Source organism: Kitasatospora sp. NPDC056651, assembly GCF_042792155.1.
In the GTDB taxonomy this organism is placed as follows: Bacteria; Actinomycetota; Actinomycetes; order Streptomycetales; family Streptomycetaceae; genus Kitasatospora.
Map to the genome: position 1 here is coordinate 34,563 of NZ_JBHTWX010000003.1, position 19,357 is coordinate 53,919.

Genomic DNA, 19,357 nt, shown 5'->3' on the forward strand with positions numbered 1-19,357 from the left:
GGGTGGTGCGGACCGGTCGCGCGATCGGCTACTTGACCGGTTCGAGGACCGTCCGCCCACCGAGGTACGGCCGCAGCGCCTCGGGCACGACGACCGAGCCGTCGGCCTGCTGGTGGTTCTCCAGGATCGCCACGATGGTGCGCGGGATGGCGACCAGGGTGCCGTTCAGGGTGGCGAGCGGGCGGGTCTTGCCCTCCTCGCGCATCCGGATCGACAGCCGGCGGGCCTGGTACTCGGTGGTGTTGGAGGTCGAGGTGACCTCGCGGTACTTGCCCTGGGTGGGGATCCACGCCTCGATGTCGAACTTGCGCGCGGCCGAGGCGCCGAGGTCGCCGGAGGCGACGTCGATCACCCGGTAGGGCAGCTCCAGGGCGTTGAGGAAGTCCTTCTCCCACTGGAGCAGCCGGCGGTGCTCGTTCTCCGCGTCCTCGGGAGTGGTGTAGACGAACATCTCCACCTTCTCGAACTGGTGGACGCGGATGATGCCGCGGGTGTCCTTGCCGTAGGTGCCGGCCTCGCGGCGGAAGCAGGAGGAGTACCCGGCGTAGCGCAGCGGCAGCTTGTCGGCGTCGAGGATCTCGTCCATGTGGTACGCCGCGAGCGGGACCTCGCTGGTGCCGACCAGGTACCGGTCGTCCTCGGCGAGGTGGTACACGTTCTCGGCCGCCTGGCCGAGGAAGCCGGTGCCGTCCATGGCGGCCGGGCGGACCAGGGTCGGGGTGATCATCGGGATGAAGCCGGCCGCGGTGGCCTGGGCGATCGCCATGTTGACCAGGGCGAGCTCCAGCAGCGCGCCGACACCGGTCAGGTAGTACGAGCGAGCACCGGCGACCTTGGCGCCGCGCTCGGTGTCGATGGCGCCCAGGATCTGGCCGAGCTCGACGTGGTCGCGCGGCTCGAAGCCCTCGGCGGAGAAGTCGCGCGGGGTGCCGATCTCCTCCAGGGTGACGAAGTCCTCCTCGCCGCCGACGGGGGCGGCCGGGTCGATGAGGTTCGCCAGCGAGCGGAGCAGGCGGTCGGCCTCCTCCTTGGCGGTGCCCTGTTCGGCGTCCGCGGCCTTGACCTCGGCGGCCAGGTCCTTGGTGCGCTGGAGCAGGGCGGCCTTCTCCTCGCCCTTGGCCTGGGCGACCTGCTTGCCGAGCACCCGCTGCTCGCTGCGCAGTTCGTCGAAGCGGCTGCCCGAGGACCGGCGCCGCTCGTCGGCGGAGAGGAGGGCGTCGACCAGGTCGACGTCCTCGCCACGGACGCGCTGCGAGGCGCGCACTCGGTCAGGGTCCTCACGGAGCAGGCGAAGGTCAATCACAGGGCCAAGCGTACCGGGCGACCGTTCCTCCGCCGGTACGGCTTTTTCCCTGGGGATAACTCGGCCCGACCTGTGGATAACTCCTGTGGGCAACTCTTCGCCCGTCACGTTATCCACAGGTCGGGGCCTGGGCCTGTGGATCAAAGGGGAGGATCGTCTTCCGCGTGAACGAACCAGGGAATTGAGGTTTCAAACCTCAATGAACCTTCCCGAGTGAGGGAATTGAAGCACTCGGACGGGTGATTTGCTGGCAACCGGGTGACTCTGGTCCGATTGGTCATCTCTGCGACGCAAACCGATGGTCCGACCGGGTCTGGGCAATGGCTATACCGGTTTGTCGACTCGCCCCCAGGCCTGTGGATAACTCCGGGCTGTGGACAGCCGGGGGGCCTGTGGACAGCGGGTGCGGCCCCGGACCGCCTGTGGATGACGGGTGGGGCCGCCCGACCTCGCCTGATCGGACCGGTCCGAAACGGTCGGAAAAGGTCCGAAAGACAAAAGATGGAGCTCAGATGTCGCCGCGGCCGTCGAGGGCGCGGGAGAGCCAGTCGGCCGCCGAGGTGAAATCCTCGTCCGAGGTCCCCGGCCGCCGGTGGGTGGACTCCTGCCGGTCGGCGCGCGGATAGGAGCCGAGGTACCGCACCTGCGGGCAGATCCGCTTGAGCCCCATCATCGCCTCGCCCACCCGGCGGTCGGAGAGGTGGCCGTCGCAGTCGATCAGGAAGCAGTAGCTGCCCATGCCCTCGCCGGTCGGCCGGGACTCGATCCGCATCAGGTTGACCCCGCGCACCGCGAACTCCTGGAGCAGCTCCAGCAGCGCGCCCGGGTGGTCGGCCGGCAGCCAGACCACCATCGAGGTCTTGTCCGCTCCGGTCGGCGAGGAGACCCGCCCGGGCCGGCCGACCAGGACGAACCGGGTGGCCGCGCTCTTCGCGTCCGCGATCTCCTTGACCAGCGGCTCCAGCCCGTAGATCGGCGCCGCGAACTCCCCGGCGAAGGCGCCGTCGTAGCGGCCCTCGGCGACCAGCCGGGCGCCGTCCGCGTTGGAGGCGGCCGACTCCCACTTCGCCTCCGGCAGGTTGGCCGCCAGCCAGCGCCGGACCTGCGGCTGGGCCACCGGGTGGCTGGTCACCGTCTTGATCCCGGACAGCTCGGTGCCCGGCCGCACCAGCAGCGCGAAGGTGATCGGCAGCAGCACCTCACGGTAGATCATCAGCGGTGCGCCGGCGGCCAGTTCGTCGTTGGTCGCGGTGACCGCGCCCTCCACCGAGTTCTCGATCGGGACGAACGCCCCGGCCGCCTCCCCGCCGCGCACCGCGTCCAGCGCCAGCGCGACCGAGGACAGCGGCACCAGCTCCCGGGTCGCCGCCTCCGGCAGGGTGTGCAGGGCCGCCTCGGTGAACGTGCCGGCCGGTCCGAGGTAGGTGTAGCGGGTGGCCGACATGATGCCTCCGTGGGTTCTCGGTGGTGCGGGCGGGGTGTGCCGAAGCAGTCACCCTAACGACTCCGCGGTCCCGGCAGGAACGCGTTCCGGTGGCCGGGACCGCGGTGCGCGGACCGTCAGTGCGCCTCGAACAACTGCTGCCCGAGGTAGCCGCCGAGCGGCGCCGAGGGCGGGATCGCGTACAGGCCGCTCGCCTCGTGCCGCAGGAAGCGGGAGAGGCTGTCGGCCCGGGAGAGGTTGCGCTGCACCGGGACGAAGCCCTCGCGGGGATCGGCCTGGTAGGCGAGGAAGAGCAGCCCGGCGTCCGGCGAACCGTCCGACAGCAGCCCGTCGTGGTACGAGAAGCTCCGCCGCAGCATCGCCGCACCGCTGTTGGAGGCCGGGGCGGCGACCCGGATGTGCGCGTCGGCGGGGATCTTCAGGCTGCCGTCCGAGTTCTGCGCGGCGAGGTCGACCCGGGTCCGCTCACCGGCGTCGGCGGCCGCGCTGAGCGGGGAGCCGGTCGACTTGCGCCGCCCGATCACCCGCTCCTGCCGGTCCACCGGCAGCGCCTCCCAGTTGTCCAGCAGCATCCGGATCCGCCGGAACACCAGGAACGAGCCGCCGCCCAGCCAGGGCTGCGGGTCGTTGCTGCCGCCGCCGTAGAACACCTTGTTGAAGTTGTCGTCGCCCGGCCTGGGGTTGTTGGTGCCGTCGACCTGGCCCATCAGGTTGCGCGGGGTCACCTGCCGCGAGGCGGCCCCGGGGGTGCGGGAGAAGCCCGCCGCCTGCCAGCGCAGCGTCGCCGTGCCCACCGCCAGCCGCTGGAGCACCCGCAGGGCGTGCACCGTGACCAGGGCGTCGTCCGCGCATATCTGGACGATCAGGTCGCCGTCACCGCGGGCCTGGTCGAGCGCGTCGCCGGGGAAGGCGGGCAGCGGTTCGAGCCCCGCCGGCCGGCGGTCGGCCAGCCCGGCCTTGTCGAACAGCGTGGCGCCGAAGCCGACGGTGAGGGTGAGCGAGCAGGGCCCGAGGTCCAGCGAGATCTGGTTGTCGGACTCCTCGGCCGGCTGCCCGGCGGTCAGCCGCTCGGCCGTCCACGTCCAGCGCTGCAACAGGTTGCGCAGCCCGTCCCGGCCGGCGTTCGCGGCCAGGTCGAAGGCGGCCAGCTGGACCCTGGCCTGCGGCGGGTCGGTGATCCCGGACTGGTGATCGCCGCGGAACGGCAGCCGGGTCGAGCCCAGCACGCCGGCCACGGGCCGCTCGTTGCCACCGGCCCCGGCGTAGGCGACGCCCGCACCGGCCACGCCCACGCCGGCGCCGACCAGCAGCCCGGCCCCGGCGGTGCCGAGCAGCGTCCGCCGGGTGAAGTTCCCGGCGTCGGCCGGGTCCTGGTCCGTCGAGTCCTGACTCGTCGACATCTCCGTCATCTCGCTCATCCGATCTTGAACTGCTGGGTCGGGGTGGTCTGGTCAATGTCGGAGGAGCGGATCTGCACCGACACCACCCAGGTCCCCGCCAGCGGGAGCTGGGCCGTGCCGCTCCAGCGGCCGACGCCCTCCGGGGTCAGCGCGACCGGCAGTGGGCCGAGGTCGCGGTCCGGCAGGGTGAAGGCTAGCTGTACTTCGGGAACGTCCACCGGCTGCCCGTCCGCACCGTCGAGTGCGAGCCTCACCTCGTTCGGTCCGGTCCGGGCCGGGTTGAGGGTGACGGTCGCGGTGCCCTTGGCGTTCGGCGTCCGGCCCTTGGTGTCGTACGGGAGCTTGAGGTCGACGGTGCGGCCCGGCTCGGTCTGCGGCGCCGCGGCCCCGTCGGCGACCGGAGCGGCGGCCCCGGCCTTGACCTCGCCCGCCACCCGCCCGGGCGGGGAGTTGGTCAGCATCGTGGTGACCACCAGCACCGCCACCGCGACCAGCGCCTCGACCAGCACCGAGCGGCGCAGCCCGGCCCGGGTCGGGGTCAGCCCGCGGTCGCGTCCGGCGCTGCGCCGGACGGCCCGCTGGCGCTCCAGCTGCGCCTGCCGGACCGGGTCCTCGGCGTGCGCCGCGACCGCGACCGGCTCCGGCAGCTCGGCCTCCGCCGCCTCGACCTCCGCCGCCTCGGCGGGGGTCGAGCGCAGCTTGGCCAGCCAGGCCCGGGACATCCAGGCGACGCCGAGCATCACGAGCACGCAGCCGCTCTTCACCAGCAGCAGCCGCCCGTACTCGGTGCCGGTCAGGGCCCCCCAACCGCCCAGGCCCCGCCAGGACTGGTAGACCCCGGTCACGGCCAGCACGGCCACCGACCCGAAGGCGATCTTCGAGAAGCGGTCCACCACCCCGGCGCCGACGCCCTCGCGCAGCGCGACCAGCAGCGCGGCCAGCCCGCCCAGCCAGAGCGCCATCGCGATCAGGTGCAGCACGCCGAACGGCAGCGCCAGCCAGACCTGGATGCCCACCGAGGCGTGGTCGGCGCCGACCCAGGTCGCCGAGAGGGCGACCGCCAGCACCAGCCCGGCCACCCCGAGGCCGAGCCGGACCTCGCGCTGCGGCCGCGCCGCGGCCCGCCGCTCCAGCTCGTGCAGCTCGACGGCCTCGGCGTCGTCCCGGTCCGGCTCCGCCGCCGCGGGGAGCGGCTTCGGCGGCTGCCCCAGCTGCCCGACCAGCAGCGACAGGAACACCCCGCTCGCCGCGAGCAGCAGCAGCCGGGCGGCCAGCGCGGTGCCGATCCGCTCGTCCAGCGTGGCCCGCACCAGCGACAGGTCGAAGGCCTGTCCGACGCCCGAGCCGCGCTCGTACGGGCCGCGCAGCATCAGCACCGCGACGGTGGAGACCAGCAGCGCCGTCCAGCCGGTCATCAGCAGCCGCTGCACCCGGCGCCGGGCGGTGCCGGCCGGCCAGCAGACCAGGACGAAGGCGGCGACGCCGACCAGCAGCGCGAAGGCCGCGTAGGCGACGGTGCGCCCGGTGCCGTACAGGGCGGCGACCAGGCCGTCGGCCTTGGCGCCCTGGAGCGCGGTGGCCGACACCGAGGTGTCCGAGGGCGCGCCGACGGAGAAGGTGAACGCCCCGCCGACCGGGTGCGAGTCGTCCGAGACGGCCCGCCAGGCCACCGTGTACGTGCCGTTGGCGAGGCCGCCCTTCAGTCCGACCCGGGCGGTGTTGCCCTTGCCGTCGGCGTGCGCCGGGTTGCCGGTGTCCACCGGCTTGCCGGCCGGGTCGAGCACCCGGACGGAGTCGCTGGAGAGCGAGACGGACTCGCTGAAGGTCAGCGTGACCGCCTGGGGGGCGGTGGCGACCACCGAGTTCTGCCGGGGGTCGGTGGAATCCAGGGTGGCGTGCGCGGAGGCCGGCCCGGCGCCCGCGAGCATCAGCGCGAGCAACGCGCCGAGCACTGCGAACACCCCGGCGATCCGACGGTGGGTGGCCTTCTCCAGGCCGGCCGACTGCATGGTGGCGGGTTCCCTAACTCTGGCCGGGGCGGTAGGTGAGCTCCTTGACCGGCACCTTGACGGAGATGGTGCCGGACTTGGCGAAGGTGAGGTCGAGCTCCAGCTCGTCACCGAGGGTGGGGGCCTTCTGCCACCCCATGATCATGAGGTGGTTGCCGCCGCGGGCGAGCCGCAGGTCGCCGTGCGCGGGCACGTCCAGGCTGTCCACCTGCTCCATCGTCGACTCGGTCGAGCGGTGCATGGTGACCGACTGGGCGGCCGGGCTGGTCACCTTGAGCAGTTCGTCGCGGCCGCCGTCGTTGCGGACGGTCAGGTAGCCGGCCGCCATGCCGCCGGTCGGGGGCATCGGGATGTAGGAGTCGGCGACGCTGATCCTGGCCGGGCCGCTGGAGGCGGCGTCCGGCGCGGCGGTGCCGCCGTCCGTCCCGCAGGCGGCCAGGACGGCGCTGCCGCCCAGGGCCGTCGCGACGACGGCGCCGAGCAGGGCGGTGCGGCGGAAGCGGCGGGTTCCGGTGGTCACCGAGGTCACGCCGCGACCCCCTGGGCGAGCAGCGGCAGGTCGTGCTCGTAGGTCTTCTCCTCGGTGCCGCTCATGTAGAGCACGTGCGCCTTGTCGTCCGAGGGGAGGAAGGCCAGCACCTGCGCGCCGTGGGTCGAGGTGACCGTGCCGTCGGCGTTGACCACCGGGTCCTCGATCATGATGCCGAGCGACCTGGCGGCGGTCTTCACCTTGGCCAGGTCCCCGGTGAGGCCTATGAAGTCGCTGCCCATCGAGTCCAGCCAGGTGCGCAGCACCTTCGGGTTGTCGCGGTCCGGGTCGGTGGAGACGAAGACGACGTCGATCTTCTGCCGTTCGGCCTCGGGGAGGGCCTTCATCGCGACGCCGATGTCGCCCATGGTGGTCGGGCAGACGTCCGGGCAGCTGGTGTAGCCGAAGAACAGCAGGGTGGCCTTGCCGTTGGTCCGCTGGCGCAGGTCGAAGGGCTGTCCGGAGGTGTCGGTCAGCTGGAGGTCCGGCTTCTCGAAGTTCTTGGCGAGCTTGGTGCCCTGGTACGGGGTGTTCTCCTTCTGCTGGGTGACCTTGGCGGCGGAGGAGCCGCCGCCGGAGGAGCCGCAGGCGGAGAGGGTCAGGGCGGCGGCCAGCGCGAGGGCGGCGGCGCCGGCCAGACGGGTGGTGCGGTGCATGGGAGTTCCGATCGTGCGCGGTGGACCGCCGGCGGGGCCGCACCCGTGCGCTGGGTACGGCCCCGCCGGCGCGGGGGTCAGGAAGCGGAGCCGCCGCTCTTGCGGCGCAGGCCGAGCACACCGACGGCGGTGCCGATCACGCCGACCACGATGCCGACCACGCCCAGGGTGCGGGCGGTGGAGTCGCTGGACTTGGCGTCGCCGGCGGCGGCGGCGTGGTCAGAGCTGCCCCCGGTCGCGGCCGGGGAGGCGGTGACGCCGTGGCCGTCGCCCTCGGCGGCCTTGGTGAGCTTCAGGACGGGCGCGGGCTTGGCCGGCTCGGGCTGGCCGTCCTTGGACTCGTCGATCCAGCGGGAGATGTCGCCGTTGTCGTAGGTCTGGAGGGTCTTGAACTCCAGGCTGTCGGTGTCGGTCGGCAGCGGGCCGAGCGAGACCCGGAACTCCTGGAACTGGCCGGGGGCGATCTTGGTGCCGGCGTCGGCGGTCCAGGTGATCTTGGAGACGGCCTCGGTGACGTCGTTGCCGTGCACCTTGATCGGCTTGTCGAGCTTGGCCTTCTCGACCGCGGCGGTCCAGCCCGGCAGCGGCAGGGTCCGGACCGAGGCCAGCGGGTGGTCCAGCGGGAGGTTGACCTCCAGCTTCACGGTGCTCGCGGTGTCGCTCTCGTTCGGCACCCGGAAGTCGACGGCCGTGTAACCGCCCTGGGCGGCCGCGCCCGGGTTCACGGTGACGTGCGCGAAGGCGGGGCCGGCCAGCGCCACCACGGAGGCGGCGGCGGTGAGGGCGACGGCGGCGATGCGGCGGGTGGGAAGGGAACGCATGATGCGGGTCTCCGATCGGAGCTCGGCGGCACCGGGACCGGGCGACGGACGTGAACCGTGCCGCGGCGGGCCGCGCGTGGGGACGTGGGGGCTGAGCCTCGGGCCGCCCCGGTACGCGGGGAACGGCCGGACGGTGCGCACACCGCGAACCCGGGTCCACGCGGACACCAGGAACGTCGGTCAGTGCGCGAAGGCCCCGTACGGCGGTCCGCGCCGCACCACGCTGTGCCGCAGCACGGCACCCGCCGGGAGCGGGCTCCCGCCGCCCCGGGCCCGGAACCGGAGGGCCGGACCGGCCGCGCCGAACAGACCGCGCAGCAGCGCGGCCACCAGCGCGAACACCGTCCGCAGCGGCGCCGCCCAGTGCTCCCGGGCCGCCGCGGCGGCCACCCGCAGCAGCCGCCACAGCGCCGCCTCGCCGCGCCGCAGCCACCAGCCCGCGACCAGCGCGGCGGCCAGGTGCCCGGCCAGCATCGACGGCGTCATCCCGAACACGCCCGCCTGCCACCAGGACACGGTGGCGAAGGCGTGCGGGTCCAGACCCGCGGAGGAGACCAACTGCTCCGGGGACGGGCCGCCGGTCAGGCCGAGCAGCGTGCCGGGCCGGGCCTCGTTGCAGATCAGCCGGCCGGCCACCTGCGGCAAGGTCAGCGGACCGGAGCCGCCGTGGTGCATGCCGGGCATGGAGGCGTTGAAACCGTGGAAGAGGCAGTGCAGGACGAGCTGCCCGGCCCCCAGCGCCCCGGCGATGGCCGCCAGCGAACGCTCCCGTCCGCCGCAGACCGACGCGAACGCCAGGATCACGGAGAAGCCCGCCGCCAGCGCGCTCGGCGGCACGTTCCCGCCGCCCGCCAGGGCGTGCCCGGCGGCCGCTATCAGGGTGCACACCAGCGCGAACGGGACCGCCCGGGCAAGCCGCAGGTCCCAGGCGGCGGCCCCCACCGGCTGGGCCGGTCCGGGGGCGCCCGGGCGCGGGGCGGCGGCGAGGGCAGTCATGGCCGGGCCATCCTCTCATTGCGTACGCCGCTGGGACGGGCAGGGTGGGAAATCCCTACGAATGCCCCTTTCGGCCGCGGCGTGCGAGGGGGCGTACGCCTCGCCCGGCACAGACCCCGGCCCCCAGTCCATCCGCCGAACGGGCGGTAGCCGGCCTCGGGCACGGTTCACCCGGGAATCGTTCGGAGATACCTAGTTGTATGTGGAGCCGCAGCCAGGAGGGACCTCCCGTGGACATCTGGTGGACTCTGCACCTCAAGCGCGACCCGGCCAGCGTCCCGCTGGCCAGGCGCATCCTGCTCGGTGCGATGGCGACGGCCGGCGTCGACCCGCAGATCGCGGACGACCTCGGCGTCGCCCTCAGCGAGGCCTGCGCCAACGCCGTCGAGCACGGCGCCACCGGGCGGCCGGACGACGGGTTCCAGGTCACCGCGTCGATCCGCGGGGACCGGCTGCGGATCGAGGTCACCGACTCCGGCCCCGGCCTGCCCGGCCCCGTGGCGCCCGCGGCCCCGGCGTCACCCGTCGTGCCGGCCGTGCCCGCCCGCCGTCAGGTCGGCGGCGCCCCGGCCCGGCCGGCCGCGCGCGGCCGCTCCCGCCGCGGCCGGGCCACCGTGCCGGCCCGGGTGCTGGCCGCCCACCGGCCCCGCAGCGACGGCCACCCGTACGACACCCACGTCCTGCCCTGCCGCCCCAGCACCCCCACGCTGCGCCCGGTCGACCTGGACGCCCTCCCCGACCTCACCGCCGAGTCCGGGCGCGGGCTGTTCCTCATCCACGCCCTCACCGACCACGTGCAGCTGCGCAACCACCCGCTGCGGGGGGCGATCGTGAGCTTCGACAAGATCCTCAAGTGGCAGGACGGGGCGCTGCTGCAGGCGTCCTGAGGGCGTTCCGCGGGCGGGGCGTGCGCGACCGTCCGTCCGGGGGAGGGGCGTCGGCCGGCGGGCCCGCTCCGGTTGCCGACCGCCGTGCGGCCGCCGGACGATGGGGAGCATGATGCACCAGATGCGAGCCGAGTACGACGCCGGCGGTGAGGCCGGCGGGGTGCGGCTGTGGCACGTGGTCCGGGGCGAGGAGAGCGTCGCGATGTGCGGGCGGGAGCTCGATCCGGCGGCGGCGGTGCGGTCGGCGCTGGACTGGGGGAAGACCCCCGAGCTGTGCTGCCACACCTGCGGGGCGTACTTCCTGCGTGAGACTCCGTACCTGGCGGCCGAGCACCCGTAGGCGGCGCTACCGTTGCCCGGCATGGAGGAACCTCTGGTCCGGCCGCGGCCGCTGATCCGGGAGGCGGCCGGGTTGCGCGCCGGTGTGCCCGAACTGCCCGAGTACGTCGACCGGTTGTGCGCGCTGGTCGAACGGGTGGATCCGCTGGTCCACGCGTTCGTGCCCGAGCCCGGGCGGCACGACAGGCTGCACGCGCAGGCGCGGGAACTGGCCGCGCGGTACCCGGAGCCGGCCGGCCGGCCGCCGCTGTACGGGGTGGCCGTGGGCGTCAAGGACATCGTGCACGTGGACGGGCTGCCCACGCACGGCGGATCGGCGCTGCCGCCCGGGGTGCTGGCCGGACCGCAGGCCGTGGTGGTGGACCGGCTGCGGGCGGCGGGGGCGCTGGTCGCGGGCAAGACGGTGACCGCGGAGTTCGCCGCGAGCGCCCCGGGGCCGACCCGCAATCCGCACCATCCGGCGCATACCCCGGGAGGCTCCAGCAGCGGTTCGGCGGCGGCGGTCGCGGCCGGGCTGGTGGCGCTGGCGATCGGCACCCAGACGGTCGGCTCGGTGATCCGCCCGGCCGCGTACTGCGGGGTGGTGGGCTTCCGGCCGACGTACGGGCGGATCCCGATGACGGGGGTGATCCCGAACGCGCCGAGCTTCGACACCCTCGGGCTGTTCACCGCGGACCTGGCGGGTGCGGCGCTGGCGGCCTCGCTGCTCTGCGACGGCTGGCGGGGCGACGACTGGCGGGGCGACGACTGGCGGGGCGACGGCCGGCAGGGTGACGGCCGGTGGGGTGACGGTCGGCCGGGCGGCGCCGGGGAACAGTCGCCGGGTGAGCCGGCCGTGCCGGTGCTCGGGGTGCCGGACGGGACGTACCTGGAGTGCGCCGAACCGGGTGCGCGGCGGGCCTTCGAGGAGCTGCTGGACAGGCTGGCGCGGGCCGGGCCGGCCGTGCGGCGGGTCGAGCTGTTCCCGGACTTCGCCGAGGTGAGACGGCAGCTGCAGCTGGTCAACCGGTTCGAGCTGGCCCGCGGCCACGCCGACTGGTTCGCCCGTTTCGGCGGGCTCTACCGGCCGGAGACGGTGGCGAGCATCCGGGTCGGCCGGGGCGTCACGGCCGAGGACCGGGCGGCCGCCCTGCGGTTCCGCGAGCGGCTGCGCGAACGGGTGGCCGCGGCGGAGGCGGCGGCCGGGGTGGACCTGTGGCTGGCGCCCTCGGCGACCGGCGGGGCGCCGGAGGGCCTGCACAGCACGGGCGACGCGGTGATGTCGCTGCCGTGGAGCTTCCTCGGGCGTCCGGCGCTGAGCCTGCCGGCCGGGCGGACCCCGCAGGGGCTGCCGCTGGGGCTCCAGGTGGTCGGCGCGGCGGGCGGGGACGAGCTCCTCCTGGCCCGGTCCGCCCTGCTGGAAGCCGTGTTGGCGGACGGTTAGGGCCGGACAGGGCCTGGCTGGGCGAGCGTCGGGTCCGCCGGGTCGGTGGCCCCGGCGCGCAGCAGGCGGGGCAGCAGGCGGCCGGCCCGCTCGTACGGGGTGTCCTCCTCGTGCAGTACGGCCTGGGAGTTGGCCGTCTCCAGGACCGCGATCAGGGCGAAGGCGAGGTCCTCGGGGTCGGCGTCGGGGCGCAGGTCGCCGGCGTTCCGGGCGGCGTCGAGGGACTCGGCGATGGTGTCGAACCACTCCCGGGCGCAGTCGGCCAGCGCGTCCCGGACGGCGCCGGGGCGGGCGTCGAACTCGGCGGTGACCTCGTAGAAGAAGCAGCCGCCGGGGAAGACCCGGGCGCGGGAGTAGGCGAGCCAGCTCTCGCAGAGCGCGCGGGCCTTGGCGAGGCCGGGCGGGGTGTCGGCGACCGGGGCGACGACGGCGTCGGCGAAGATCCGGCGGGCGGCGCGGACGGTGGCCAGTTGCAGCTCCTCCTTGGAGCCGAAGCCGGCGAAGACGCCGCTCTTGCTGAGCCCGAGGTCGGTGGCCAGGCGGCCGATGGAGAGTGCGTCCAGGCCCTCGACGGAGGCGATCGCCACCGCCCGGCGCAGCACCGCCCGGCGGGTCTCCTCGCCGCGAAGCACCCGTCCGTCCGTGGTCGCTCCGGCCATCGCGCGCCCCCTGTTCCGCTGGTCTGTCCGCCCGTCGTGGGTGAGGCCCAGGGTAGTGCGTCGGTCGTCCGCGCCCCAAAAACTGCACGAACGATCGTGCTAATATCTCGCCGCGGGCCGGCCGGGGAGCGCACGTGCGCCGCCTCCGGACCGCAGCACGGTCGTGGGAACACCCGTTCGTACCGACAGGGAGCACCGATGGATCCGGCCTACGCACTCGTCCGCGGCGTCCTCAACCCCGCCGCCCGCATCGCCCCGGGCGCGGCCGGGCGGGCCGCCTTCGAACTGTTCACGCACCCGGTGCGGCGCAGCCGGGTGCGGGAGTCGGAGCGGGAGGTGCACGGGCGGGCCGTCGCCGAGCGGCTCGCCGTGAACGGGAAGCCGGTGGTCGGCTACCGCTGGGGCAGCGGCGAGCGGCCGGTCCTGCTGCTGCACGGCTGGCGCTCCCGGGCGTCCCGGTTCGCCCCGTACGTGCCCCGGCTGCGGGCGCTCGGGCTGAGCGCGGTCGCCTTCGACGCGCCGGGCCACGGCGACTCCGGCGGGCGGAGCACCGGTGTGCCGGAGTTCCGCGAACTCGCCCTGCGGCTCCAGGAGCGGTACGGGCCGTTCGAGGCGGTGGTGGCGCACTCGCTCGGCGTCTGCGCGGCCCTCGGCGCGCTGGCCGACGGGCTGGCGGCGGGGCGGCTGGCGGCCGTCTCCGGGGTGTCCCGGGTCGGCTTCTTCCCGGCCGCGTTCTGCGCCGGGCTCGGGCTGAACGCCGAGGTCGAGCGCGCGCTGCGGGAGCGGATCGAGCGGGAGCTGTTCGCCGGGGACGCCGGGGGCTGGGAGCGCTACGACGCGGCCCGCCGGGTCGAGGCGGTCGGCGGGCCGGTCCTGGTGCTGCACGACGAGGGCGACACCGTCGTCCCGCTGAGCGAGGCGCACCGGCTCCGCGAGGCGTACGGGGAGCGGCTGGAGCTGGTCGTCACCCAGGGGCTCGGCCACCGCAGGATCGTCGCGGAACCGACCATCGTTGATCAGGTGATCGGATTCATCTCCGCCGGACTGGAGGTCCCTGTCGCATGAGGATCGTCGAACTGCACGCACGGGCAATGGAATTGGCCATCGGGGTGGTGGACGGCCTGCGGCCGGACCAGCTGGACCTGCCCACCCCCTGCGCCGGGTGGACGCTGCGCAGGCTGCTGGAGCACTGCGTCGGCCAGCACCGGGGTTTCGCCGCGGCCGCCCGCGGGGCCGGGCCGGACCCGGCGCTGTTCGCGGACGCCCCGCTCGGCGCCGATCCGGCGGGCGCCTTCCGCCGCACCGGCACCGACCTCACCGAGGCCTTCCGGGAGGCCGCCGACGCGGACCGGGCCCTGTGGCTGCCCGAGATCCGCGACGGCGGCCCCTTCCCGTTCGCCCAGGCGGTGGGCTTCCACCTGCTGGACACCCTGGTGCACGGCTGGGACGTCGCCGCGGTGCTCGGCACCCGGGCCGGGCTGGTCGCGACGGTGGACGCCCACGACGCGCTGGCCACCACGCTGCTGGCGGTGACCGAAGCCGTCCCGGACACCCCGGAGGCCCGGGCACCCGGCCGGGTCTTCGCCCCGGGCCTCGAACCCGGTGGCGGCGAGGGCCGGTTCGCCCACGCCCTGGCGCTGCTCGGCCGCGACCCGGCCTGGAAGCCGTGACGGGCCCGGGGCCGTGGCGCACCCGGGAGCCCCGGGAGCCCGGGGGTCGTCCCAGGGGCTCCGGGACACAGGGGATTCCGGAAACCCTAGGACAGCCTGGAGGCCCCGGCGCCGCGGGTCCCGGTCCCGGTCCCGGTCCCGGGGCGCCGCTCGGGCCCGCGCCGCTCGTCGGGGAAGCGCGGCCCGCCGATCAGGAAGAACAGTGCGGCGGTCGGGAAGCCGAGCGAGGCGGCCAGCACCACGATGAACTGCCAGAACATCTTCCGCTCCTCGTCACTCGCGGGCCGCCCGGACACCCGGCCACCCGGCCACCCGGCCACCCGGACACCCGGACACCCGGACACCCGGACACCCGGACACCCGGAGGCCTCCCGGAACCCGACCCGCTCCGATCGGCCGAATCGTCCGGTCACGGTCCGACGGTATGGCCGGATCACCCCGGCTGCCACCGGGCGCCGTGCCCCGGCCCGCGCCACACCGCGCAGGGGTCTGGGCGCGGGCCGGTGGCGGCGGCCACACTGTCGGGATGCAGCTACAGCTCGCAGGGGAAGCACGGCGGCCCGACCGCGAGAGCGAGGACTTCGCCGCGGCCTCGCCGGAGGCGCTGGTCCTGCTGGACGGCGCGAGTTCGCCGGCCGGCCTGGAGTCCGGGTGCCGGCACGGAACGGCCTGGTACACGCGCCGGCTGGGCGTCCACCTGCTCGCCCGGCTCACCGACCGGGCGGACCGCTCGATCGCCGAGTGCCTGGCCGACGCGATCGTGGAGACGGCCGCGCTGCACGGCGGCCGCTGCGACCTGGCGCACCCCAACACCCCCGCCGCGATGGTCGTCGCGGCCCGGCGGCACGGCGAGGCGCTGGAGTACCTGGTGCTCGGCGACTCGCTGCTGGTGCTGGAGTTCAAGGACGGTCCGCCGAAGGTGATCGGGGACAACCAGCGCTTCCCCGGCGGGGAGGGACTGCGCCGCCAGGTCTGGGAGACCGTCCCCGGCTCGGCCGAACGGGCCGCGCTGCACCTGGAGTACGCGCTGGCCGTGCGTGCCGCCCGCAACCGGGGCAACGGTCCGTGGATCGCAGCCGCCAGCCCGCGTGCGGCCGAGCACGCCGAGACCGGCTTCGTCCCGCTGGACCGGCTCCACGCGCTGGCCGCCTTCACCGACGGCGCCTCGCGCTACACCGAGCGCTTCGGGCTGGGCAGTTGGGGCGACGTGCTGCGGCTGCTCGCCGAGTCGGGTCCGGCCGAGCTGATCTCCCAGGTCCGGGCGGCGGAACGGGCCGACGCCACCTGCGAGCGCTGGCCGCGCGGCAAGACCCACGCCGACGCCTCGGCGCTCTACGCGCTGCTGTGACCACGTGACGGCGTCCCGCACATGACGGAGCGGCGGACCGGAAACCGGTCCGCCGCTCCGCGGTGTGCGGTCGGGCTCAGTGGCCGTCGGCGGGGATGGTGCCGAGCCGGCCGGCCTGGAAGTCCTCCATGGCCTGCTGGAGTTCGCGGTGGCTGTTCATGACGAACGGGCCGTAGTGGGCGACGGGTTCGCGGATCGGGAGGCCGCCGAGGAGGACGACCTCGAAGTTGTTGTCGCGGGAGTCCTGCTTCTCGTCGGCGCGCAGGGTGATCGAGTCGCCGTCGCCGAAGACGACGGCCTGGCCCCGGTGGAAGGGGCGGTGCTCGTTGCCGGCCGAGCCGTTGCCGGCGAGGCCGTACGCGAGGGCGTTGAAGTCGGCGCGCCAGGGCAGGGTGATCTGGGCGCCGGGGTTGATCGACGCGTGGATCATGGTGATCGGGGTGAAGGTGGTGCCCGGGCCCTGGTGGCCGTCCAGCTCGCCGGCGATGACGCGCAGCAGCGCGCCGCCGTCCTCGGTGCTGAGCAGCTTGACGCTGCCGCCGCGGATGTCCTGGTACTTCGGGGTGATCATCTTGTCCGAGGCGGGCAGGTTCACCCAGAGCTGGAGGCCGTGGAAGAGGCCGCCGGACTTCACCAGCGACTCCGGCGGGCTCTCGATGTGCAGGAGGCCGGAGCCGGCCGTCATCCACTGGGTGTCGCCGTCGGTGATGGTGCCGCCACCGCCGTGCGAGTCCCGGTGGATGAACGTTCCGTCAATGATGTAGGTGACGGTCTCGAAGCCGCGGTGCGGGTGCCAGGGGGTTCCCTTCGGCTCGCCGGCCGCGTAATCCACCTCGCCCATCTGGTCCATCATGATGAACGGGTCGAGGTACTTCTGGTTGATCTTGGCGAAGGCGCGGCGGACGGGGAAGCCCTCGCCTTCGTAGCCCTCGGGAGCGGTGGCCACGGTGAGGACCGGCCGGGTGCTCGTGACGGCGGGGTCCGGCGTGGTGACGCGCGGAAGGGTCAGCGGGTTGTCGACGGTCACGGCGGGCATGTCGGCCTCCTTCGGGGAGTGGCTTCGGCCTGATGTCCCTCAGGTTAGTTCAATCCTCAACAACAAGCAAGTTGAAAGTTGAACTATGTAGTGACGGGAGCGCGGGGCTCCTCTCCCAGGATGGGTCAGCCGTACATCCGGCGCATCGTGAAATCGACCATCTGCTCGACGGCCTTGGCGTCGAACACCATCCGGTGCTCGCCCTCCATGTCCAGCGCGAAGCCGTAGCCGGTCGGCAGCAGGTCCAGGACCTCGGCGCCGGTGACGGTGAAGTGCTTGGAGTCCTTGCCGGCGTAGCGGCGCAGCTCCTTCAGCGAGCTGAACATCGGGATCACCGGCGTCGGGGTGTTGTGCAGCGCCAGGAAGCCGGGGCGGTCGCCGCGGGGGCAGTGCACCTTCGAGGTGATGAAGATCGCCTGGAAGTCCTCGACCGCCATCGAGCCGGTGGTGAAGGCCCGGACCGCGTCCGCGAGTGAGGGCGGCGAGGGTTCTGGGTAGAGGGACTGCTGGGGGGTCTGCGACTGCCCGCCGTAGGCGTCGGGTCCGGGCATGCCGTTCATGCCCGGCTGCGGCCCCGCCTGCTGCTGGTAGGGATCGCCCGGGTATGTGTTCTGGTCATATCCGTACACACGGACAGGCTAGCGGGAGCGCACCCTCCTGTGCTGGCATCGATCCTGACAAGGAGCGGCCGTCCCGGCTGTGGGACGTGACCACGTTCATAGCGGTGGATCGGCCGGCGGGGGCTTGCCCAAGTTACCGCTGGGTAGCATCATGATGCCTACTGGTGGGTACGGGGCGCCGGAAGGCGGTCTCCCGGAAGCGACGAACCGGAGATAACGGCCATGGGTCACTACAAGTCCAACCTGCGGGACGTGGAGTTCAACCTCTTCGAGGTGTTCGGCCGCGACCAGGTGTACGGCACCGGACCGTTCGCGGACATGGACGTCGAGACCGCGAAGAACATCCTGAGCGAGATCTCGCGCCTCGCCGAGAACGACCTCGCGGCGTCCTTCACCGACACCGACCGCAACCCGCCGGTCTTCGACCCGGAGACCAACACCGCGCCGATCCCGGCCACCTTCAAGAAGAGCTACCAGACCTTCATGGACGCCGAGTGGTGGCGCCTGGGCATCCCGGAGTCGATCGGCGGCCAGGTCACCCCGAACTCGCTGGTCTGGGCCTTCGCCGAGCAGATCCTGGGCTCCAACCCGGCCATCTGGATGTACTCCTCCGGCCCGGCCTTCGCCGGCGTCATCGCCGACGAGGGCACCGAGGAGCAGCTGGAGATCGCCAAGCGGATGACCGACCGCCTGTGGGGCTCCACCATGGTCCTCACCGAGCCCGACGCGGGCTCCGACGTGGGCGCCGGCCGCACCAAGGCGATCCGGCAGGAGGACGGCTCCTGGCACATCGAGGGCGTGAAGCGCTTCATCACCTCGGGTGAGCACGACATGTCCGAGAACATCGTCCACATGGTGCTGGCCCGCCCCGAGGGCGGCAAGCCGGGCACCAAGGGCCTGGGCCTGTTCATCGTCCCGAAGTTCGACTTCGACTGGGAGACCGGCGAGCTGGGCGAGCGCAACGGCGTCTACGCCACCAACGTCGAGCACAAGATGGGCCTCAAGGCCTCCAACACCTGCGAGATGACCTTCGGCGCCAAGCACCCGGCCAAGGGCTGGCTGCTCGGCGAGAAGGTCGACGGCATCCGCCAGATGTTCAAGATCATCGAGTTCGCCCGCATGATGGTCGGCACGAAGGCCATCGCCACCCTCTCCACCGGCTACCTGAACGCCCTGGAGTACGCCAAGGAGCGCGTGCAGGGCGCCGACATCTCGCAGTTCCTGGACAAGACCGCCCCGCGCGTCACCATCACCCACCACCCGGACGTGCGCCGCTCGCTGCTGACCCAGAAGGCCTACGCCGAGGGCATGCGCGCGCTGGTCCTGTTCACCGCCTCCGTCCAGGACGACATGACGGCCGCCAAGCTGCGCGGCGAGCACGACGAGGCCGCCGAGCGCCTGAACGACCTGCTGCTGCCGATCGTCAAGGGCTACGGCTCGGAGAAGTCCTACGAGCAGCTCGCCCAGTCGCTCCAGACCTTCGGCGGCTCCGGGTACCTCCAGGAGTACCCGATCGAGCAGTACATCCGGGACGCCAAGATCGACACCCTCTACGAGGGCACCACGGCGATCCAGGGCCAGGACTTCTTCTTCCGCAAGATCGTCAAGGACGGTGGCCAGGCGCTCACCGTGCTGTCCGAGCAGATCCGGAAGTTCGTCGACTCCGCCGAGGGCGGCGACGCCCTGGCCGCCGAGCGCACCCTGCTCGGCAAGGCCGCCGACGACCTGGCGGCCATCGTCGGCAAGCTGATCGCCGACCTCACCTCGGTCGAGCAGGACGTCAAGAACATGTACAAGGTGGGCCTCAACACCACCCGCCTGCTGATGGTCTCCGGCGACGTCGTGGTCGGCTGGCTGCTGCTGCGCCAGGCCGCGGTGGCCCTGGCCAAGCTGGAGGCCGGCGCCTCGGAGAAGGACGTCCCCTTCTACCAGGGCAAGGTCGCGGCGGCCCGCTTCTTCGCCAAGAACGTCCTGCCGACCATCGCCCCGCAGCGCGCGATCGCCGAGGGCATCGACAACGAGATCATGGAGCTGGCGGAGGAGGCCTTCTAGGCCCACCCCCCCACGACTGCCCGACACACCCTCACACCGAAGGGCCCGGCTGCCACCGGGCCCTTCGGTGTGTCCGGGGCCGGAACGGTCCCGGCGCGTGGGGCCGGGAACGGCCGCGGAACCCGCCGGTCGGGCGGGGCGGACACGCTCGTGTCCTGGTCGCGC

Annotated in this window: 19 protein-coding genes; 7 read left to right on the plus strand and 12 right to left on the minus strand. The window is 73.6% G+C overall.

Annotated features, from left to right (window positions below):
- Positions 1-28: 28 nt before the first annotated feature.
- The 8 genes from serS to ACFRAR_RS02765 all read right to left on the minus strand — a co-directional run bounded on the left by serS (position 29) and on the right by ACFRAR_RS02765 (position 9,158).
- Positions 29-1,303 (minus strand): serine--tRNA ligase, encoded by a 1,275-nt coding sequence (gene serS, locus ACFRAR_RS02730; RefSeq protein ID WP_380693981.1) that lies wholly within the window; start codon positions 1,301-1,303, stop codon positions 29-31.
- Positions 1,304-1,811: 508 nt separating this feature from the next.
- On the minus strand, positions 1,812-2,747 hold the full coding sequence (pheA, locus tag ACFRAR_RS02735) for a prephenate dehydratase (RefSeq protein WP_380693983.1): 936 nt from the start codon (positions 2,745-2,747) through the stop codon (positions 1,812-1,814).
- A 116-nt stretch (positions 2,748-2,863) separates the two neighbouring features.
- Entirely contained in the window at positions 2,864-4,147 is a 1,284-nt protein-coding gene (efeB, locus tag ACFRAR_RS02740; RefSeq protein WP_380693985.1) for an iron uptake transporter deferrochelatase/peroxidase subunit, read from the minus strand.
- Positions 4,148-4,161: 14 nt separating this feature from the next.
- Positions 4,162-6,156, minus strand: a complete 1,995-nt coding sequence (locus tag ACFRAR_RS02745) for a FixH family protein (protein ID WP_380693988.1) — start codon at positions 6,154-6,156, stop codon at positions 4,162-4,164.
- 13 nt (positions 6,157-6,169) lie between these two features.
- Entirely contained in the window at positions 6,170-6,685 is a 516-nt protein-coding gene (locus tag ACFRAR_RS02750) for a copper chaperone PCu(A)C (RefSeq protein ID WP_380693991.1), read from the minus strand.
- Positions 6,682-7,341: an SCO family protein gene (locus ACFRAR_RS02755; protein WP_380693994.1), complete on the minus strand. Its 660-nt coding sequence runs from the start codon at positions 7,339-7,341 to the stop codon at positions 6,682-6,684. Before ACFRAR_RS02755 ends, ACFRAR_RS02750 begins: the two co-directional genes overlap by 4 nt.
- 77 nt (positions 7,342-7,418) lie before the next feature.
- Positions 7,419-8,162 (minus strand): YcnI family protein, encoded by a 744-nt coding sequence (locus ACFRAR_RS02760; RefSeq protein ID WP_380693997.1) that lies wholly within the window; start codon positions 8,160-8,162, stop codon positions 7,419-7,421.
- 180 nt (positions 8,163-8,342) lie between these two features.
- On the minus strand, positions 8,343-9,158 hold the full coding sequence (locus ACFRAR_RS02765) for a hypothetical protein (RefSeq protein WP_380693999.1): 816 nt from the start codon (positions 9,156-9,158) through the stop codon (positions 8,343-8,345).
- Between the two features lie 230 nt (positions 9,159-9,388).
- Here ACFRAR_RS02765 and ACFRAR_RS02770 point away from each other — a divergent pair, with 230 nt between their 5' ends.
- The 3 genes from ACFRAR_RS02770 (at position 9,389) to ACFRAR_RS02780 (ending at position 11,807) form a co-directional block, all read left to right on the plus strand.
- Positions 9,389-10,045, plus strand: coding sequence for an ATP-binding protein (locus ACFRAR_RS02770; protein WP_380694001.1), 657 nt, complete (start codon positions 9,389-9,391; stop codon positions 10,043-10,045).
- A 109-nt stretch (positions 10,046-10,154) separates the two neighbouring features.
- Positions 10,155-10,385, plus strand: a complete 231-nt coding sequence (locus ACFRAR_RS02775; protein WP_380694003.1) for a hypothetical protein — start codon at positions 10,155-10,157, stop codon at positions 10,383-10,385.
- A gap of 21 nt (positions 10,386-10,406) precedes the next feature.
- Positions 10,407-11,807: an amidase gene (locus ACFRAR_RS02780; protein WP_380694006.1), complete on the plus strand. Its 1,401-nt coding sequence runs from the start codon at positions 10,407-10,409 to the stop codon at positions 11,805-11,807.
- Here the strand turns inward: ACFRAR_RS02780 and ACFRAR_RS02785 are convergent.
- Positions 11,804-12,466, minus strand: coding sequence for a TetR/AcrR family transcriptional regulator (locus ACFRAR_RS02785; RefSeq protein WP_380694009.1), 663 nt, complete (start codon positions 12,464-12,466; stop codon positions 11,804-11,806). The two genes, ACFRAR_RS02780 and ACFRAR_RS02785, sit on opposite strands and share 4 nt — an antisense overlap.
- A gap of 198 nt (positions 12,467-12,664) precedes the next feature.
- Between ACFRAR_RS02785 and ACFRAR_RS02790 the strand changes: the two genes are divergently transcribed.
- Together ACFRAR_RS02790 and ACFRAR_RS02795 are read left to right on the plus strand one after the other, a co-directional pair.
- Entirely contained in the window at positions 12,665-13,531 is an 867-nt protein-coding gene (locus tag ACFRAR_RS02790) for an alpha/beta hydrolase (protein WP_380694011.1), read from the plus strand.
- 26 nt (positions 13,532-13,557) lie between these two features.
- Entirely contained in the window at positions 13,558-14,136 is a 579-nt protein-coding gene (locus ACFRAR_RS02795; RefSeq protein ID WP_380694013.1) for a TIGR03086 family metal-binding protein, read from the plus strand.
- Positions 14,137-14,222: 86 nt separating this feature from the next.
- On the opposite strand, the gene ACFRAR_RS02800 is transcribed toward ACFRAR_RS02795, so the two are convergent.
- The gene (locus ACFRAR_RS02800; RefSeq protein ID WP_380694015.1) at positions 14,223-14,396 is read right to left on the minus strand and encodes a hypothetical protein; all 174 of its coding nucleotides are present in this window, start codon (positions 14,394-14,396) and stop codon (positions 14,223-14,225) included.
- A 266-nt stretch (positions 14,397-14,662) separates the two neighbouring features.
- Between ACFRAR_RS02800 and ACFRAR_RS02805 the strand changes: the two genes are divergently transcribed.
- Entirely contained in the window at positions 14,663-15,484 is an 822-nt protein-coding gene (locus tag ACFRAR_RS02805) for an integrase (RefSeq protein WP_380694017.1), read from the plus strand.
- Between the two features lie 76 nt (positions 15,485-15,560).
- Here the strand turns inward: ACFRAR_RS02805 and ACFRAR_RS02810 are convergent, their stop codons facing one another.
- Together ACFRAR_RS02810 and ACFRAR_RS02815 are read right to left on the minus strand one after the other, a co-directional pair.
- Complete coding sequence (locus ACFRAR_RS02810; protein WP_380694020.1) at positions 15,561-16,520, minus strand: pirin family protein; 960 nt, start codon at positions 16,518-16,520, stop codon at positions 15,561-15,563.
- Positions 16,521-16,645: 125 nt separating this feature from the next.
- Positions 16,646-17,149, minus strand: a complete 504-nt coding sequence (locus ACFRAR_RS02815; protein ID WP_380694023.1) for an SseB family protein — start codon at positions 17,147-17,149, stop codon at positions 16,646-16,648.
- A gap of 213 nt (positions 17,150-17,362) precedes the next feature.
- On the opposite strand from ACFRAR_RS02815, the gene ACFRAR_RS02820 reads away from it, so the two are divergent.
- Positions 17,363-19,192: an acyl-CoA dehydrogenase gene (locus tag ACFRAR_RS02820; RefSeq protein WP_380694025.1), complete on the plus strand. Its 1,830-nt coding sequence runs from the start codon at positions 17,363-17,365 to the stop codon at positions 19,190-19,192.
- Positions 19,193-19,357 lie beyond the last annotated feature (165 nt).

Excerpts from the sequence above, each read along its gene's own strand:
- ACFRAR_RS02790 (WP_380694011.1), top strand. The coding sequence starts at position 12,665 with ATGGATCCGGCCTACGCACTCGTCCGCGGCGTCCTCAACCCCGCCGCC.
- ACFRAR_RS02810 (WP_380694020.1), bottom strand. The coding sequence starts at position 16,520 with ATGCCCGCCGTGACCGTCGACAACCCGCTGACCCTTCCGCGCGTCACC.
- ACFRAR_RS02780 (WP_380694006.1), top strand. The coding sequence starts at position 10,407 with ATGGAGGAACCTCTGGTCCGGCCGCGGCCGCTGATCCGGGAGGCGGCC.
- ACFRAR_RS02765 (WP_380693999.1), bottom strand. The coding sequence starts at position 9,158 with ATGACTGCCCTCGCCGCCGCCCCGCGCCCGGGCGCCCCCGGACCGGCC.
- efeB (WP_380693985.1), bottom strand. The coding sequence starts at position 4,147 with ATGTCGACGAGTCAGGACTCGACGGACCAGGACCCGGCCGACGCCGGG.
- ACFRAR_RS02745 (WP_380693988.1), bottom strand. The coding sequence starts at position 6,156 with ATGCAGTCGGCCGGCCTGGAGAAGGCCACCCACCGTCGGATCGCCGGG.
- ACFRAR_RS02800 (WP_380694015.1), bottom strand. The coding sequence starts at position 14,396 with ATGTTCTGGCAGTTCATCGTGGTGCTGGCCGCCTCGCTCGGCTTCCCG.
- pheA (WP_380693983.1), bottom strand. The coding sequence starts at position 2,747 with ATGTCGGCCACCCGCTACACCTACCTCGGACCGGCCGGCACGTTCACC.
- ACFRAR_RS02775 (WP_380694003.1), top strand. The coding sequence starts at position 10,155 with ATGATGCACCAGATGCGAGCCGAGTACGACGCCGGCGGTGAGGCCGGC.
- ACFRAR_RS02820 (WP_380694025.1), top strand. The coding sequence starts at position 17,363 with ATGGGTCACTACAAGTCCAACCTGCGGGACGTGGAGTTCAACCTCTTC.
- ACFRAR_RS02755 (WP_380693994.1), bottom strand. The coding sequence starts at position 7,341 with ATGCACCGCACCACCCGTCTGGCCGGCGCCGCCGCCCTCGCGCTGGCC.
- ACFRAR_RS02805 (WP_380694017.1), top strand. The coding sequence starts at position 14,663 with ATGCAGCTACAGCTCGCAGGGGAAGCACGGCGGCCCGACCGCGAGAGC.
- ACFRAR_RS02785 (WP_380694009.1), bottom strand. The coding sequence starts at position 12,466 with ATGGCCGGAGCGACCACGGACGGACGGGTGCTTCGCGGCGAGGAGACC.
- ACFRAR_RS02760 (WP_380693997.1), bottom strand. The coding sequence starts at position 8,162 with ATGCGTTCCCTTCCCACCCGCCGCATCGCCGCCGTCGCCCTCACCGCC.
- ACFRAR_RS02795 (WP_380694013.1), top strand. The coding sequence starts at position 13,558 with ATGGAATTGGCCATCGGGGTGGTGGACGGCCTGCGGCCGGACCAGCTG.